The sequence below is a fragment of the Stappia sp. genome, assembly GCF_048261845.1.
Taxonomy (GTDB): Bacteria; Pseudomonadota; Alphaproteobacteria; order Rhizobiales; family Stappiaceae; genus Stappia.
On the sequence record NZ_JBLXFR010000076.1, the window covers coordinates 1 to 14,567 of the forward strand.

Below are 14,567 nucleotides of genomic sequence, written 5' to 3' on the forward strand. Positions count from 1 at the left end.
CCTTAAGGGCGATCCGCACGCGCGCCGGCATGCGGTCTTGCCGGACACCGCTCATTTCGCGCAACCGCAACACCAGCCGCAGGCCGTTTTCACGATGCTCCACACTCTCCACAAGGCCGGTGACCGTGGCGCTGCGGGCCCGGTCGAGCACCGGCGCGGCGACAAGCGCGGTCCTCGTCGCGCCGGCCGCCATGCCGGAGAGGAGAAGGGCAACGACAAGCAGGGGCGTTGCCTCGCGGCCACGCCCGGCCTGAACAAGGAACGCGAGCCACACGACCAAAGCAGCCCCGGCGGTTGCCAACGCCATCGGCTCGGCGGGAAGCGCGAAATAGACGGCAATACCGCCGGCAAAGACGAAGGCCGCCCAGATCAGCCCGCGACCGCGCTCGATCTCCTCACGGACCGCCGCGCGAAACGCCGCGCCAAGCGCAGGGCGCAGCCGGGCCCGGCGGACATCCGCTTGTTGCCCGCCCTTTCGGCGGCTCAGGAAGTCGGCCAGCAGCGTACCTCCGGCGGGCGTTGTGCCGGCAAGCTGCGCCTGCCCCGCCGCCATCGTTGCGCCTTTCCCGCTTTCCGGTCGTCCGTCGCCGGCAACAGACACATGCTCCTCCCAGCATTCCACCAGCCGCCGCCTGGGGCATTGGTGGCAGCGCACCCCTGTGCTACACGGACGCCAACCGCGCCGGGATGGCAGCGTTGCATTGCAACCTGTACTCGCGCAATACGCGAAACGGTTTTCTTTCCGCAAGGGAGACGGCCGGTTGTCGCGTCATCCGATCAATCGACCACGAGGCTTCCCGATGACCGCACCCGTTGTCACGCGTTTCGCTCCCTCGCCGACCGGCTACCTGCATATCGGCGGCGCACGCACCGCGCTCTTCAACTGGCTCTATGCCCGGCGCTTTGGCGGCAAGATGCTGCTGCGCATCGAGGATACGGATCGGGAGCGCTCGACCGACGCGGCGATCGCGGCCATTCTCGACGGGCTGACCTGGCTTGGCCTCGACTGGGAGGGAGAGCCGATCTCCCAGTTCGCCCGTGCCGCCCGTCACCGGGAAGCCGCGGAAGAGCTTGTCGCCGCCGGTCTTGCCTATCGCTGCTACGCCACGCCCGAAGAGCTGACCGCCATGCGCGAGGAGCAGCGCGCCAACAACCTGCCGCCGCGCTATGACGGCCGCTGGCGCGACCGCGACCCGTCCGAGGCGCCGGCGGGCGTCAAGCCGGCGATCCGCCTGAAGGCGCCGACCGATGGCGAGACGGTGATCGAGGACCGCGTCCAGGGCCGCGTGACCTTCGCCAACAAGGAACTCGACGATCTCGTCCTGCTGCGCTCGGACGGAACGCCGACCTACATGCTCGCCGTCGTCGTTGACGACCATGACATGGGCGTCACCCACATCATTCGCGGCGACGACCATCTCACCAATGCGGCCCGCCAGACGCTGATCTACAAGGCGCTCGGCTGGGATGTGCCGGTGATGGCGCATATCCCGCTCATCCACGGACCGGACGGGGCGAAACTCTCCAAGCGTCATGGCGCGCTCGGCGCGGAAGCGTATCGCGCCATGGGCTATCTGCCGGCCGCGATGCGCAACTATCTCGCCCGCCTCGGCTGGAGCCATGGCGACGAGGAGATCTTCTCGACGGACCAGATGACCGAATGGTTCGACCTCGACGCAATCGGGCGTTCGCCCTCGCGCTTCGACTTCAAGAAGCTGGAGAATCTCAACGGCCACTACATGCGCGCCACCGAGACGGACGCGTTGATGGCGGACCTGCTCGCCTTCCTGCCCCATGCGGAAAACGGCGCCGGCCTGCGCGCATGGCTTCAGGGGAACGCCGAAAACGAAACGGCCCTGCGCACCGCCCTGCCGGGCCTCCGGGACCGCGCCAAGACGCTGGTCGAGCTTGTCGACAGCGCCGAATATCTGTGGGCCGCACGCCCGCTCGCGCTTGACGAGAAGGCGGAGAAGCTGCTTGCCGCCGACGGCGCCCGCGACATCCTGGCCGCCCTCCATCCGCGCCTGTCGGCCCTGGCCGAATGGAGCGTGGAAAGCACCGAGGAAGCCGTGCGGATCTATGCGGAAGAGAGCGACCTGAAACTCGGCAAGGCGGCCCAGCCGCTGCGGGCAGCCCTCACCGGTCGCGGCACCTCGCCGGGCATCTTCGACGTTCTCGCCGTTCTCGGCCGCGAGGAATCGCTCGCCCGCATCGCCGATCAGCTCTCCGGCTGAACCGGCATCCGCGCCCGCCCTGCACGAGCCTGCGGGACCGGCCCGCCGGCAGGACGGGCCCGCTTCCCCGACGTCCCCCGTTTCAAGGTGAACGAGTCGTCACCCTGTGACGAAAGCGCTAGGGGGCCGCGCTTGCGGGGAGCGGACAAATGGGGTACGCAACTTGCGACCTTTCCTCCCGCCGTGTGTCCGGCCCCCTTCCCGACCTCTCCTGGGGAGCAGCCAGACAATTGCACGGCGCTTGCTTCATCAAGGGGGTAGCCTGAATGAGCGACAAGACTGCAAAGCTGACGATCGGCGAAAAGTCATGGGATCTGGGCATGCGCCCGGGCTCCATCGGACCCGATGTCATCGACATCGCCTCTCTCTACGCCCAGACCGGTTCTTTCACCTACGATCCGGGCTTCACCTCGACCGCTTCTTGCGAATCCGCCATCACCTATATCGACGGTGATGCCGGAACGCTCCTGTATCGCGGCTATCCGATCGAGCAGCTTGCCGACCATGGCGACTTCCTCGAGAGCTGCTACCTTCTGCTCTACGGCGAACTGCCGACCAAGGCCCAGAAGGACGACTTCGTCAATCGCGTGACCTATCACACGATGATCCACGAACAGATGAGCCGCTTCTTCACCGGCTTCCGCCGCGACGCCCATCCGATGGCGATCATGGTGGGAACGGTCGGCGCGCTGGCCGCCTTCTATCATGACAGCACCGACATCTCGGATCCGCACCAGCGGATGGTGGCCTCGCTGCGCATGATCGCGAAGATGCCGACCATCGCGGCGATGGCCTACAAGTACCATGTCGGCCAGCCCTTCGTGTATCCGCGCAACGATCTCGACTACTCGTCGAACTTCCTGCACATGTGCTTTGCCGTGCCTTGCGAGGAGTACAAGGTGAACCCGGTTCTGGCCCGCGCCATGGACCGGATCTTCATCCTGCACGCCGATCACGAGCAGAACGCCTCGACCTCGACCGTGCGTCTTGCCGGTTCCTCGGGTGCCAACCCGTTCGCCTGCATCGCGGCCGGCATCGCCTGTCTCTGGGGGCCGGCACATGGCGGCGCCAACGAGGCGGCACTCAACATGCTCGCCGAGATCGGGTCCGTCGACAACATCCCGGAATACATCGCCCGCGCCAAGGACAAGGACGATCCGTTCCGCCTGATGGGCTTCGGCCACCGGGTCTACAAGAACTACGATCCGCGCGCGCGCATCATGCAGAAGACCACGCATGAAGTGCTCGCCGAGCTCGGCATTCGCGACGATCCGCTTCTCGACGTTGCCATGGAGCTCGAGAAGATCGCGCTCAATGACGAGTATTTCATCTCCAAGAAGCTCTACCCGAATATCGACTTCTATTCGGGCATCACGCTGCGCGCGCTCGGCTTCCCGACCAACATGTTCACCGTGTTGTTCGCGCTGGCCCGGACCGTCGGCTGGATTGCCCAGTGGAAGGAGATGGTGGAAGACCCGTCCCAGAAGATCGGTCGCCCCCGCCAGCTCTACACGGGCGCGGCGCAGCGCGATTACGTCCCGGTCTCCCAGCGTCGCTGACGCGTTCGACCGGAACCGGACCGAAACGAGAAACGGCGCCGTAAGGCGCCGTTTTTGCGTCCGGCAGACTCAATATCTGCAAGATCGACGTCGAAACTTCGAAAATTAGTCAGAATTTTTATCGGAATTGTCCGGTGTCACGACGACCTCAAGCGCGACCCGCGCCGCCTCGTCGGCCTGCGCCGCTCCGGAGGGAAGCCGCATCATCTCGTCGAGCCTGGCGAAAGCCTCGACCTGGGCGCGCCGCTGCGGGCTGTCCACAAGAAGCGGTCGGACCGCACCGGCAAGCGCCTGCGGATTGGCGTCGTCGTCGAGGAACTCCGGGACGACATTCTCGCCCAGGATGATGTTCGGCAGCACCATCGAGGTCACGCTGGCAATCGGCAGGAACCGGTTCAGATCCTTGATCCGGCGGTAGAACCAGTCGAGCTTGTAGGCGATCGCCATCGGCACGCCGGAGATGGCGAGTTCCAGCGACACCGTTCCCGACGCCGCAAGCGCGGCATGCGCGCAGCGAAAGGCGGCCAGCTTGCCCGCCTCCCCGGTGACGATCTCCGGCGGATGCCGCCAATGCGCCACCTCCTGCTCGATATGCGCCCGCAGACGGGGAACCGCGGGCAGCAGGACGCGCAGGTCCGGCCGCTCCTCCTTGAGGAGATCGACGGTGCCCCGGAAATCGGCGAGAAGGCGCGTGACCTCGCTGCGACGGCTTCCGGGCAGCACCAGCAGGACGGGCGCCGCGCCCTCACCTGACGGATCGCTCCGCTCGCCGGGCCCAGGGCGGAAATCCCCGGCCCGCTGAATGATCGAATGACCGACAAAGCTTGTTGGCGGCCCGCCGAGGCGCCGATGCACCTCCGGCTCGAAGGGCAGGATCGCCAGCAGGTGATCGACATAAGCGGCCATGCGCCGCGCCCGACCCGGCCGCCATGCCCATACGGAGGGCGAGACATAGCCGACGACGGGAATATGCGGGGCGCGCCTGCGCACCCGCTTGGCGACATTGTGGGTGAAGTCCGGACTGTCGATGATGACCAGAAGATCCGGATCGGCGGCAACGACATCGTCGACCGACTGATAGACCCGCTTGACGATGAGCGGCAGGCGGGCCAGCACGGCCGACAGCCCCATCACCGCGATGTCCTCGATCGGAAACAGGCTCGAAAGCCCCTCGCGCTCCATCCGCTCGCCGCCAACGCCCTTGAAGCGGATATTGCCCCCCGTGCGCGCCCGAAGCGACTGCATCATGGGAGCGGCAAGCTGGTCACCCGATTCCTCGCCGACGATCATGTAGACAACCAGCGGCCGCCCGGTCTCGCGGGTCATGCCGCGCCCCGCTCGTCACCGGCCAGTGTCCCCGACGGTCCGACGCCGACGATGAAAAGACCCTGACGCGCCGCGTCCGCCTCGGTTCGCTGCCTGTCCGCGATGAGCACGCGCCCGGCCTCGATGCCGATCCCGGCCAGACCGGCCTCCGCCGCCCTTTCAATCGTGTCGGGACCGATCGTGGGAAGGTCGACGCGCAGGTCCTGGCCCGGCTTGGCGCATTTCACCAGCACCCCGCCCTTGCCCTTGACCCGGCCCCGCGCCCGCAGGTCACGGCAACGCTCCAGCATCGCATCGGTGCCTTCCGCGCCCTCGACCGCGATGATCCGCCCTCCAAGGCACACGGCAGCCTGTCCGATATCCAGCCGGCCGAGCTCGGAAACGGCGCGGGCGGCCAGCCTGAGGTCCTGCAGCATGTCGCCCTTCGGCGGCGCACCGACAAGGCTGCCCGGGCTGGCAAGCAGCGCCGGCGCGACTTCATGAGCCCCGACGATGCGAAACCCCTCCTCCTCGAACAGGCGGATGATCTTCTTGAGAATGGAATCGTCACCCCCGGCAAGCGAGGCAATGATTTTCGGAAGCCGGCGCATGGTTCCCAGATCGCCGACGATCTCGCGGATCTCGGGACGCTTGCTGACGCTGCCGATCATGACGACATCGCGCACGCCCTCGCGCTGCAGATGGGAGGCAAGCTTGCCGATCTGGCCCCAGCCGAGATGAACGGGCTCAAACGCCTCGACGCCGGCATCGGCCTCGCCGCGAATGGCAACGGCAACCACCCGGCGCCCGCTGGCGCGCACCGACGCGATGACTTCCACAGGCACCCGGCCGCCGCCGCAGATCACGGCAAGCGGGGTATCCTCCCCGGACGTCGCGGGCGACGCCTCGTTCATGGATCAACCCTCCGAGGGCGGCGTGCAGAACCGGCGATCGCTTTCGGCCAGGATGAAGTCCGTCACCCGGCGCACCAGGGCGACCCCGGAATAAGCCTCGGCGACCTTTTCAGCCCGCTGCCGCAAGGTGCCTTCCGCATCCTCGAACAGATCCTTGTAGGCGCTGCGCAGCGCGTGGATGTCCTCACGCGCGAAACCGTGACGCTTCAGTCCGACAAGGTTCAGCCCGTTCAGCCGGGCCCGGTTGCCCATCACCATGCCGAAGGGAATGAGGTCGTTCTCAAGACCCGCCAGGCCGCCGACAAACGCGTTGTCGCCGATGCGGGTGAACTGGATGACGGCGGCACCGCCGCCCATGATGACATTGTCGCCGACGGTGACATGTCCGGCGATCATCACGTTGTTGGACAGGATCACGCCGTTGCCGAGCCGCGAATCGTGACCGACATGGGAATTGGCGAGAAACGCGCAGCGATCGCCGATCACGGTTTCCAGCCCGCCGCCCTCGGTTCCCGGGTTGAGCGTGACGCCCTCGCGGATGATGCAGTCGCTGCCGACGCTCAAGCTTGCCGCCTCGCCCCGGTACTTCAGGTCCTGGGCCTGATGGCCGACGGACGCGAAAGGGAACACGACGGTGCGCGCACCGACGCGCGTGCGACCGGCAACCGCGACATGCGACTTCAGTTCGACGCCGTCGCCGAGCACGACGTTCGCTCCGACATGGCAGAACGGTCCGATCCGCACATCGCTGCCGATTTCCGCGCCATCCTCGACAATGGCCGTTGGGTGAATTCCGGACGTCATTCCGCCTCGTCTCAATGATCGACCAGCATGGCGCTGATCTCGGCCTCTGCGACCTTGGTATCGTCGACCATGGCCACGCCCTCGAACTTCCAGATGTTCGTGCGGTTGCGAATCTTGGTCATGTGGTAGCGAACCTGGTCGCCAGGCAGGACCGGCTTGCGGAACTTGACCTTGTCGATGGTCATGAAATAGACGAGCTTCGGCGTCCCGGAATCGCCGCGCGAATGGACACAGAGCGCCCCGGCGGTCTGCGCCATCCCCTCGATCAGCAGCACGCCCGGCATGACCGGCTGATTGGGAAAATGACCCATGAAATGCGGCTCGTTGGCCGACACGTTCTTGATTCCGACCGCCGAGTTGTCGCCATCCATGTCGACGATACGGTCAACCATCAGGAACGGATAGCGGTGCGGAAGCAGTTCCATGATCCGCATGATATCGGCGCTATCCAGCGTCTTCTTCTCGCCTTCGCTCATATCCATTTCCCCAACACTCAAGTTCAATCCTTGTCGTGCGCCTTTGGCGTGCCCTGCCCGAGGCCGCGCTCGGCAAGCTTCGCAAGGGTCATCACCTCACGGAACCACACCTTGACCGGTTTTGCCGGCACGCCGCCATAGCGGGCACCGGCCGGCACATCGGCCTCGACCACGCTGACCGCGGCGATCTGTGCGCCCATGCCGATGGTGACATGGCCGCGCACACCCGACTGGCCGCCGATCGCAACATAATCCTCAAGCGTCGCACTGCCGGAGATGCCGACCTGCGAGACCAGGACGCAATGCCGACCGATCACCACGTTGTGGCCGATCTGCACCTGATTGTCGATCTTGGTGCCCTCGCCGATCACCGTGTCCCGGTTCGCGCCCCTGTCGATGGTCGTGTTGGCGCCGATCTCGACATCGTTCTGGATGATGACCCGGCCGATCTGGGGAACCTTCTTGTGCCCGCCCGGCCCCATGGCAAAGCCGAAGCCGTCCTGACCGCTGCAAACGCCCGAATGGAGAATCACCCTGTCGCCAACCAGCGTGTGCTGCAGGACGGCATTCGCGCCGACCGAACAGTCCCGACCGATGCGCACGCCGGCACCGATCACCGCATTTGCATGGATGCGCGACCCCGCACCGATCTCGGCGTCCGGGCCGATCACCGCACCGGCCTCGACGATTGCACCGGCCTCGATACGGGCCGCGGGATCGATCCGCGCATGAGGGGAAACGCCCTGCGATCCGTCCAGCGAGGTCGGGCGCATGGAGTCCGGATAAAGCCGCGCGAGCACCTGGCCCCACGCCTTGTAGGGCTGATCCACGACAATGGGGACAACCCCTTCCGGCACCTTGTCGGCATGCTTGCGCGCCACCAGGCAAGCGGCGGCGCGGGTCGTCTCGAGCATGGGGAGATATTTCGGATTGTCGAAGAAGACAAGCTGACCGGGCGCTGAATCCTCAAGCGGACCCACGGCGGTTATCTTCGTATCGCTCGCGCCACGTGGCAGGTCCCCGCCGACCCAGTCCGCGATGTCGGAAACGCCCGTGGGCGCGAACGGCTCAAAGAAAAAGGGTTCGCTCATCGTCTTCCCACAATGAATCCGGCCGCCGAATGCACGGCGGCCGGTTCGAATTTCCGAATGCCCGCCCGGATCAGAAGCGGGTGCCACCGCCGATGCGGAACAGCTGGGTCCGGTCGCCCGGCTCCTTGATGATCGGCCAGGCGAAGTCGGCACGCAGCGGCCCGAAGGGCGACGCCCATTTCACACCGAAACCGGCGGAAACACGCGGCGCGAAGTCGTTGGAATTGACATTTCCGGCTGCCTGGTTGCCACCGCAGCCGTTCAAGGTCTGGACGCAACGAATGATCGCCGGATCGGCATCCCAGACCGCACCGAAATCGGTGAACACGGCACCCGAAAGGCCAAGCTCCTTCGGCAGGCCGAGGATCGGGAATTCCGCCTCGGCATTGGCATGAACATACCAGCGGCCGCCAAGAGCGTCGCCCGTTATGGCGTCACGCGGGCCGATGCCCTGCATCTCGAAACCGCGCAGCCAGTTGTCGTTGTGCTGGAACTGCTCCGAGGCGCGCAGACTGCGGCCGAGACCCATGATATTGCCGGCGCCAGCGCGCAGGATACCGATCACACCCCACTCCGGAAGGATCTCCTTGTAGGCGCGGGCATCGATGCTCGACGAAAGATAGCGGGAATCGCCACCAAGACCGGCAACTTCCTGACCGAACGATACAAAAAAGCCATCGCGCGGATCGGTCCGGCTGTCGCGGGTGTCATACACCAGCGAGTAGCCGATGGCCGAGGTCAGATTGCGCCCCAGCGACGTGCGAAGACCGTTGGAGAGAGTTGTATTGGCGTCCTGCGTCAGATCCTGGTCGAAAATCCGGTAGACCAGATTGAGGCGCAGTTCGTCATCGCGCAGCGGCAGACCGAGACCGATCGAACCGCCGGTCGTCTGCATATCGTAGTTCCGGTAGTCGTTGCGGTCGTAGGACCGGCGATACACGTCCAGCGACAGCGCAATCCGGCGACCGAGGAAATACGGCTCGGTGAAGGCAAACTCGTAAGCCTGCGTCGAGGTACCCGCACCGACCTTGGCGCGAATGAACTGACCGCGGCCGAGGAAGTTCTTCTCCTGCAGCGTGATGTCGCCAATGACGCCGTCGGAGGTCGAGTAACCGACACCGAAGCCGATTTCACCCGTTGCCTGCTCCTCGACATCGACATTCACGACGATCCGGTCCGGAGCGCTGCCACGGGCGGTCGTGATGCGAACGCTCTTGAAGAACTGCAGGTCCTTCAGGCGGCGCTCCGCCTTGTCGATGAGGACGCGGTTGAAGGCATCGCCCTCGACCAGGTCGAACTCGCGACGGATCACGTACTCACGCGTCCGGTCGTTGCCGCGAACGTTGATGCGCTCGATATAGACGCGCGGACCTTCCTCGATGAAATAGGTCAGCGAGATCGTGCGGTTCTCGTAGTCGCGGGATGCACGCGGACGGATCTGCGCGAAGGCATAACCCTGGCGGGACACATCCAGCGTCAGGTCCTCAAGCGACTTCTCGACATCGAGCGAGGAATAGGTGTCGCCCGTCGACGTGCGCAGCTTGCGGCGCAGGTCCTCGGGATCGACATCGCTCAGCGAGGTCTGAAGGTCGATCTCGCCATATGTATACTGCTCGCCCTCGTCCACCGTGAAGGTCACGTAAAACACGTTCTCCTCGCGATCGAGATCGGCAACGGCCGAAACGATCTGGAAGTCGGCATAGCCGTGGCGGTAGTAGAACTGGCGCAGGAGCTCCTGGTCCGCATCGAGACGATCGGGATCGAAGGAGTCTGTCGTGCGCAGGAAGCTGAGCAGACCGCTGGTGCGGGTGCGGATCACGTCGCGCAGGCGGCCGTCGCTGAACTTGGAATTGCCGATGAAGGTAATCCGCTCGATACCGGTGCGGTCGCCCTCGTTGATTTCGAAGACGAGATCGACGCGATTGTTGGAACGGCTGATGATCTTCGGCTCGACGGTGGCACGGTAGCGACCGGAGCGGCGATAGGCCTCAAGCACGTTCTGGACGTCGGACTGCACCTTGGCGCGCGTCAGCATCGAGCGCTCCTCGGTCCGCACGACACCGGTCAGCGTCTTGTCGTCGAGGCGGCGATTGCCCTCGAACGAGATCCGGTTGACCATCGGATTCTCGCTGACGGTCACGACCAGCGTGCCGCCCTGCTGGTTGATGGCGACATCCTCGAACAGGCCGGTCGCGAACAGCGTCTTCAGCGACTCGTCGATATCGGCGGGACCGAACGAACGCCCCGGACGGATCGTCAGGTAGCTCTCGACGGTCGAGGCATCGATGCGGGTGTTGCCGCGAACATCAATCCGGCTGACCACCGCAGCTTCCGCCTCGGGTGCACCGAGGCCGGGGAAAGCCACCGGCAGAATCGGTGCGACACCGCTCATCACGGCGGCTACCAGGATTGTTCTGGTCAGGTTCTGGACACGCTGCATAAAGACGCTTCGCCTTCGGTTTTTCCGCCACACGTTTTTCCGGCGCCAGGCGCTACGGATGTGGTGGTCGAGATTCTCTATATCCGTCAGTCGTTTTACAGGCTTTTGAAGCGGAAGCAACCGCCCAAACCCTGCAAAAACCGTTTCATACCGGAGCGTTGCAGTCGAGACACGCTCGTTCCCCCGGCTACAGTGAACTCAAGTGCAGAACATCGTTCCAGGTCGCGAAAACCATCAGGAACAGGACGATGCCGATACCGATCCGGAATCCGTATTCCTGGGCACGGTCGCTGAGCGGCCTGCCCCGCAAGGCCTCCGCCGCGTAGAACAGCAGGTGACCGCCGTCCAGCATCGGAATCGGCAGGAGGTTCAACAGCCCGATGCTGACCGACAGCACGGCCGTGAGATTGAGCAGCGCGCCGAAACCGAGTGTCGCGACCTGGCCCGAGATCTGCGCCACCCGGATCGGACCGCCGAGCTGGTCGGCGGATTCGCGCCCGGTCAGGATGCCGCCGAGATAACCCGCCGTCCGCGTGACGACGAACCATGTTTCCTTGCTTCCCTCGACAACGGCCTCGACCGGGCCAAAGCGGCGGGTGATGACGTCCTCCGGCCTGGCGCTGCGGCTGACGCCGAGCAGGCCGACGGACTGGACGTTGCCGAAAGGATCGGTGATCTCGCGCCGCTTCGGGGTGATCGTCACCTCGACGCGCTCCCCGCCCCTGTCCAGCTCCATCCGCAACGGGATGTCGGCGCTGACGCTGATCGTGCGCTGCAGTTCGGCGAAGGTGCCGATTGTCGAGCCGTCGATCGCAACGACGAGGTCGCCGGCCTGAAGACCCGCTTCCGCGGCCGCGCTGTCGGGCTGCACCTGGTCGACCCGCGGCGAAATCTCCGGGCGCCCCATGAGGCCGAAAAGAACGGCGAAAATGACGATGGCGAGGATGAAGTTGGCAATCGGACCGGCCGCCACGATGGCAGCCCGGCGCGCGACGGACTTGGTCTGGAACGCGCCGGCGCGCTCCTCGGCGCTCATCCGGCGCAGCGCCTCCTGATCCGGGACGCTCGCCTCGTTCTCGTCTCCGGCGAACTTCACATAACCGCCAAGCGGAATGACGGACAGCTTCCAGCGCGTGCCGTGACGGTCGGTCCGGCCGATGAGTTCCGGGCCGAAGCCGACGGAGAACGCGTTCACCCGCACGCCGCACCAGCGGCCGACCAGGAAGTGGCCGAGTTCGTGAAAGAACACCACCACCGTCAGCACGAACAGGAACGGCAGGGCATAGCCCGCCACCGACCCGAAAAGCGATCCGATCAGTTCCATTGTCTCTCCATTGCCGCCGGCCAGTGTCCGCGCGGCGCGTTAACATCCCGTTGGCGCCCGGTTGCCGCGTTTGCGCGCTTCCCGTCCGCCCGGTTCAAGGGCTTGTCCCGGCGATTTCCCCGGCAAGGCGGCGGGCCGTTTCATCCACCGCGAACACATCGTCGATACAGGTCATCTCGCCGAAACCGGCCATGCCGCCCATGCGCTCCAGCACCCGCTCGGCGGTCGCCACGATATCCAGATACCCGGCGCGCCGCGCCAGGAACGCCTCCACCATCACCTCGTCGACCGCATTGAGCGCCGCCGTCGCGGCCGTGCCGGCGGCCATCGCCTCGCGGGCGAGCCGCAACGCCGGAAACCGGAATGGATCGGGCGCCTCGAAGGTGAGCGTCCCCAATGCGGCAAGATCAAGGCGTTCGGCCGGCGTTCCCATGCGTGCCGGCCAGGCGAGGCAGTGGGCGATGGGCGTGCGCATGTCGGGAGCGCCGAGCTGCGCCAGAAGCGACCCGTCCCGGTACTGGACCATGCCGTGCACCACGGACTGGGGATGCACCAGCACGTCGATCTGGTCGGGCCGCAAGGGAAACAGGTGGCGGGCCTCGATGATCTCGAAGCCCTTGTTCATCATCGTCGCGCTGTCGATGGAGATCCGCGCGCCCATGCTCCAGTTGGGATGGCGCAGGGCCTGCTCCGGCGTGACGGTGCGCATCTCCTCCAGCGTGCAGGTGCGGAACGGCCCGCCCGACGCCGTCAGGATCAGCTTCTCCACCTGGTCGACATTGCCGCGCTCCAGCACCTGGAACACGGCATTGTGTTCGGAATCGACCGGCAGGATCGTGGCCGACGCCTCTCGCGCGGCCCGCATGAACAGGTCGCCCGCACAGACGAGGCATTCCTTGTTGGCCAGGGCGATCGTCGTGCCCCGGGCAACGGCGGCCAGCGTCGGCTCCAGCCCCGCCGCCCCGACGATCGCGGCAACGACCATGTCGGCGGGCAGCGCCGCTGCCTCGCGAACCGCCTGCGCCCCCGCGGCCACCGTGATGCCGGACCCGGCAAGCGCTGCCTTGAGCGCGCCATGGGCGGCCGGGTCGGCGACCACGGCGTGGCGGGCCCGCACGCGAACGGCCAGTCGGGCAAGCTCTTCCGCCCGGCCGTTGGCGGTCACCGCGACGACCTCGAAACGCTCCGGATCGCGGGCCACCAGATCAAGGGTCGAGGTGCCGATCGAACCGGTGGCGCCGAGCACCGTCAGCCGCATGGGCCGGGTATCCGCGCGCGCACTGCCTGGCGCTTCGTCATGGCCGTCAAGGGCGGTCAATTGTCAGTATCCCTGCATGCCCAGGAGCGCCGCGACCGGATCGGAGAGAACGCCGCTCGCCACCACCGCGACCAGATATCCGAGCACGCCGGCACCGGTGAGCCCGTCGACCCGGTCCATGACACCGCCATGGCCGGGGATGATCCGCCCTGAATCCTTCACCCCGAAGCGCCGCTTCAGGGCCGATTCCAGCAAGTCGCCCGCCTGCGAGAAAACCGAAAGGATCCCGGCGGCGACCAGCCAGACCGCCAGCGGCGCCCGGCCGGCCAGCAGCCCTGCGACCAGTCCCACCAGCACGGCGGCGCCAAACCCGCCGAGCGCCCCGCTCCAGGTCTTCTTGGGCGACACGCGCGCCCACAGTTTCGGCCCGCCGAGACGCCGGCCGGCGAAATAGGCGGCAATGTCGGTCGCCCAGACCACGGCGAAGAGAAACAGGATGACGATGAACCCGGCCTCACCCGCCCGGAAGACGACGAGAACCACGCCGGTCAGCCCGGCATACAGCACGCCGACGGCGAGCCAGCGGAGGCCGGCCATGCCCAGCAACCACCCGGCGCCGAACAGCCCCGCGGCGGAGAGCAGCAGCAGGCCGAGAGCTTCCTGCACGTGGCCCGTGGCCACCGCCAGCATCGCGCCGGCAAGGGCAAGCGCGGCAATGCCTGTCGAAATCACGCTGTTCACGCGGACGATGACGACCCATTCCTGCAGCAGGATGGCGGCGCACAGCGCCGCGCCGATGGCGAAGGGCCAGCCCCCGGCATAGGTCGCAAGCAGAACGGCAGGCGCAAGAAGCAGGGCCGAGATGACCCGGAGCCTCAGTTCGGTGGCCCGGGGGCGGCCTCCCCCCGAGGCCCCGTCCGTCATCTGGCGACTTTCGCCGAAAGCCCGCCAAACCTGCGGTCGCGCGCCGCGAAGGCCTCGAAGGCGCTGTCCAGCGCGCATTCGTCGAAATCCGGCCAGTGCAGGTCGGCGAAATAGAACTCGCTATAGGCGGCCTGCCAGAGCAGGAAATTGGACAGGCGCTGCTCGCCGCTGGTGCGGATGATCAGGTCCGGATCGGGCAGAGCCGCCGTGTCCAGACAGCCGGAGATGCTGTCCTCGG

The 14,567-nt window shown here is 66.1% G+C and carries 12 protein-coding genes and 1 pseudogene; 2 read left to right on the top strand and 11 right to left on the bottom strand.

Going from position 1 to position 14,567, the window contains the following annotated elements:
* Window positions 1-601: pseudogene (locus ACN0T5_RS19360) on the bottom strand (hypothetical protein); the annotation flags it as partial.
* 199 nt (window positions 602-800) lie between these two features.
* Here ACN0T5_RS19360 and gltX point away from each other — a divergent pair.
* Window positions 801-2,234 (top strand): glutamate--tRNA ligase, encoded by a 1,434-nt coding sequence (gene gltX / locus ACN0T5_RS19365; protein WP_417770256.1) that lies wholly within the window; start codon window positions 801-803, stop codon window positions 2,232-2,234.
* A 266-nt stretch (window positions 2,235-2,500) separates the two neighbouring features.
* Entirely contained in the window at window positions 2,501-3,793 is a 1,293-nt protein-coding gene (gene gltA, locus ACN0T5_RS19370) for a citrate synthase (RefSeq protein WP_417770257.1), read from the top strand.
* A 105-nt stretch (window positions 3,794-3,898) separates the two neighbouring features.
* On the opposite strand, the gene lpxB is transcribed toward gltA, so the two are convergent.
* The 10 genes from lpxB to ACN0T5_RS19420 all read right to left on the bottom strand — a co-directional run.
* Window positions 3,899-5,119: a lipid-A-disaccharide synthase gene (lpxB, locus tag ACN0T5_RS19375; protein ID WP_417770258.1), complete on the bottom strand. Its 1,221-nt coding sequence runs from the start codon at window positions 5,117-5,119 to the stop codon at window positions 3,899-3,901.
* Entirely contained in the window at window positions 5,116-6,012 is an 897-nt protein-coding gene (locus tag ACN0T5_RS19380; RefSeq protein WP_417770259.1) for an LpxI family protein, read from the bottom strand. Before ACN0T5_RS19380 ends, lpxB begins: the two co-directional genes overlap by 4 nt.
* 3 nt (window positions 6,013-6,015) lie before the next feature.
* Window positions 6,016-6,816: an acyl-ACP--UDP-N-acetylglucosamine O-acyltransferase gene (lpxA, locus tag ACN0T5_RS19385; protein ID WP_417770260.1), complete on the bottom strand. Its 801-nt coding sequence runs from the start codon at window positions 6,814-6,816 to the stop codon at window positions 6,016-6,018.
* 11 nt (window positions 6,817-6,827) lie between these two features.
* A complete protein-coding gene (gene fabZ / locus ACN0T5_RS19390; protein WP_417770261.1) occupies window positions 6,828-7,292 on the bottom strand; it encodes a 3-hydroxyacyl-ACP dehydratase FabZ in 465 nt (154 codons plus the stop codon).
* Between the two features lie 23 nt (window positions 7,293-7,315).
* Entirely contained in the window at window positions 7,316-8,383 is a 1,068-nt protein-coding gene (gene lpxD / locus ACN0T5_RS19395; RefSeq protein ID WP_417770262.1) for a UDP-3-O-(3-hydroxymyristoyl)glucosamine N-acyltransferase, read from the bottom strand.
* A gap of 70 nt (window positions 8,384-8,453) precedes the next feature.
* The gene (bamA, locus tag ACN0T5_RS19400; RefSeq protein WP_417770263.1) at window positions 8,454-10,823 is read right to left on the bottom strand and encodes an outer membrane protein assembly factor BamA; all 2,370 of its coding nucleotides are present in this window, start codon (window positions 10,821-10,823) and stop codon (window positions 8,454-8,456) included.
* 187 nt (window positions 10,824-11,010) lie between these two features.
* Entirely contained in the window at window positions 11,011-12,147 is a 1,137-nt protein-coding gene (gene rseP / locus ACN0T5_RS19405; RefSeq protein WP_417770264.1) for an RIP metalloprotease RseP, read from the bottom strand.
* Between the two features lie 94 nt (window positions 12,148-12,241).
* The gene (dxr, locus tag ACN0T5_RS19410; protein ID WP_417770267.1) at window positions 12,242-13,405 is read right to left on the bottom strand and encodes a 1-deoxy-D-xylulose-5-phosphate reductoisomerase; all 1,164 of its coding nucleotides are present in this window, start codon (window positions 13,403-13,405) and stop codon (window positions 12,242-12,244) included.
* Window positions 13,406-13,468: 63 nt separating this feature from the next.
* Complete coding sequence (locus ACN0T5_RS19415) at window positions 13,469-14,329, bottom strand: phosphatidate cytidylyltransferase (protein WP_417770265.1); 861 nt, start codon at window positions 14,327-14,329, stop codon at window positions 13,469-13,471.
* Window positions 14,326-14,567 (bottom strand): undecaprenyl diphosphate synthase family protein (locus tag ACN0T5_RS19420; protein ID WP_417770266.1); only part of this gene is annotated, 242 nt, incomplete at its 5' end. The genes ACN0T5_RS19420 and ACN0T5_RS19415, both read right to left, overlap by 4 nt.

What these genes read in the sequence shown, in the direction of transcription:
- gltX (WP_417770256.1), top strand. Translation starts at nt 801, where the DNA reads ATGACCGCACCCGTTGTCACGCGTTTCGCTCCCTCGCCGACCGGCTAC.
- gltA (WP_417770257.1), top strand. Translation starts at nt 2,501, where the DNA reads ATGAGCGACAAGACTGCAAAGCTGACGATCGGCGAAAAGTCATGGGAT.
- lpxB (WP_417770258.1), bottom strand. Translation starts at nt 5,119, where the DNA reads ATGACCCGCGAGACCGGGCGGCCGCTGGTTGTCTACATGATCGTCGGC.
- ACN0T5_RS19380 (WP_417770259.1), bottom strand. Translation starts at nt 6,012, where the DNA reads ATGAACGAGGCGTCGCCCGCGACGTCCGGGGAGGATACCCCGCTTGCC.
- lpxA (WP_417770260.1), bottom strand. Translation starts at nt 6,816, where the DNA reads ATGACGTCCGGAATTCACCCAACGGCCATTGTCGAGGATGGCGCGGAA.
- fabZ (WP_417770261.1), bottom strand. Translation starts at nt 7,292, where the DNA reads ATGAGCGAAGGCGAGAAGAAGACGCTGGATAGCGCCGATATCATGCGG.
- lpxD (WP_417770262.1), bottom strand. Translation starts at nt 8,383, where the DNA reads ATGAGCGAACCCTTTTTCTTTGAGCCGTTCGCGCCCACGGGCGTTTCC.
- bamA (WP_417770263.1), bottom strand. Translation starts at nt 10,823, where the DNA reads ATGCAGCGTGTCCAGAACCTGACCAGAACAATCCTGGTAGCCGCCGTG.
- rseP (WP_417770264.1), bottom strand. Translation starts at nt 12,147, where the DNA reads ATGGAACTGATCGGATCGCTTTTCGGGTCGGTGGCGGGCTATGCCCTG.
- dxr (WP_417770267.1), bottom strand. Translation starts at nt 13,405, where the DNA reads ATGCGGCTGACGGTGCTCGGCGCCACCGGTTCGATCGGCACCTCGACC.
- ACN0T5_RS19415 (WP_417770265.1), bottom strand. Translation starts at nt 14,329, where the DNA reads ATGACGGACGGGGCCTCGGGGGGAGGCCGCCCCCGGGCCACCGAACTG.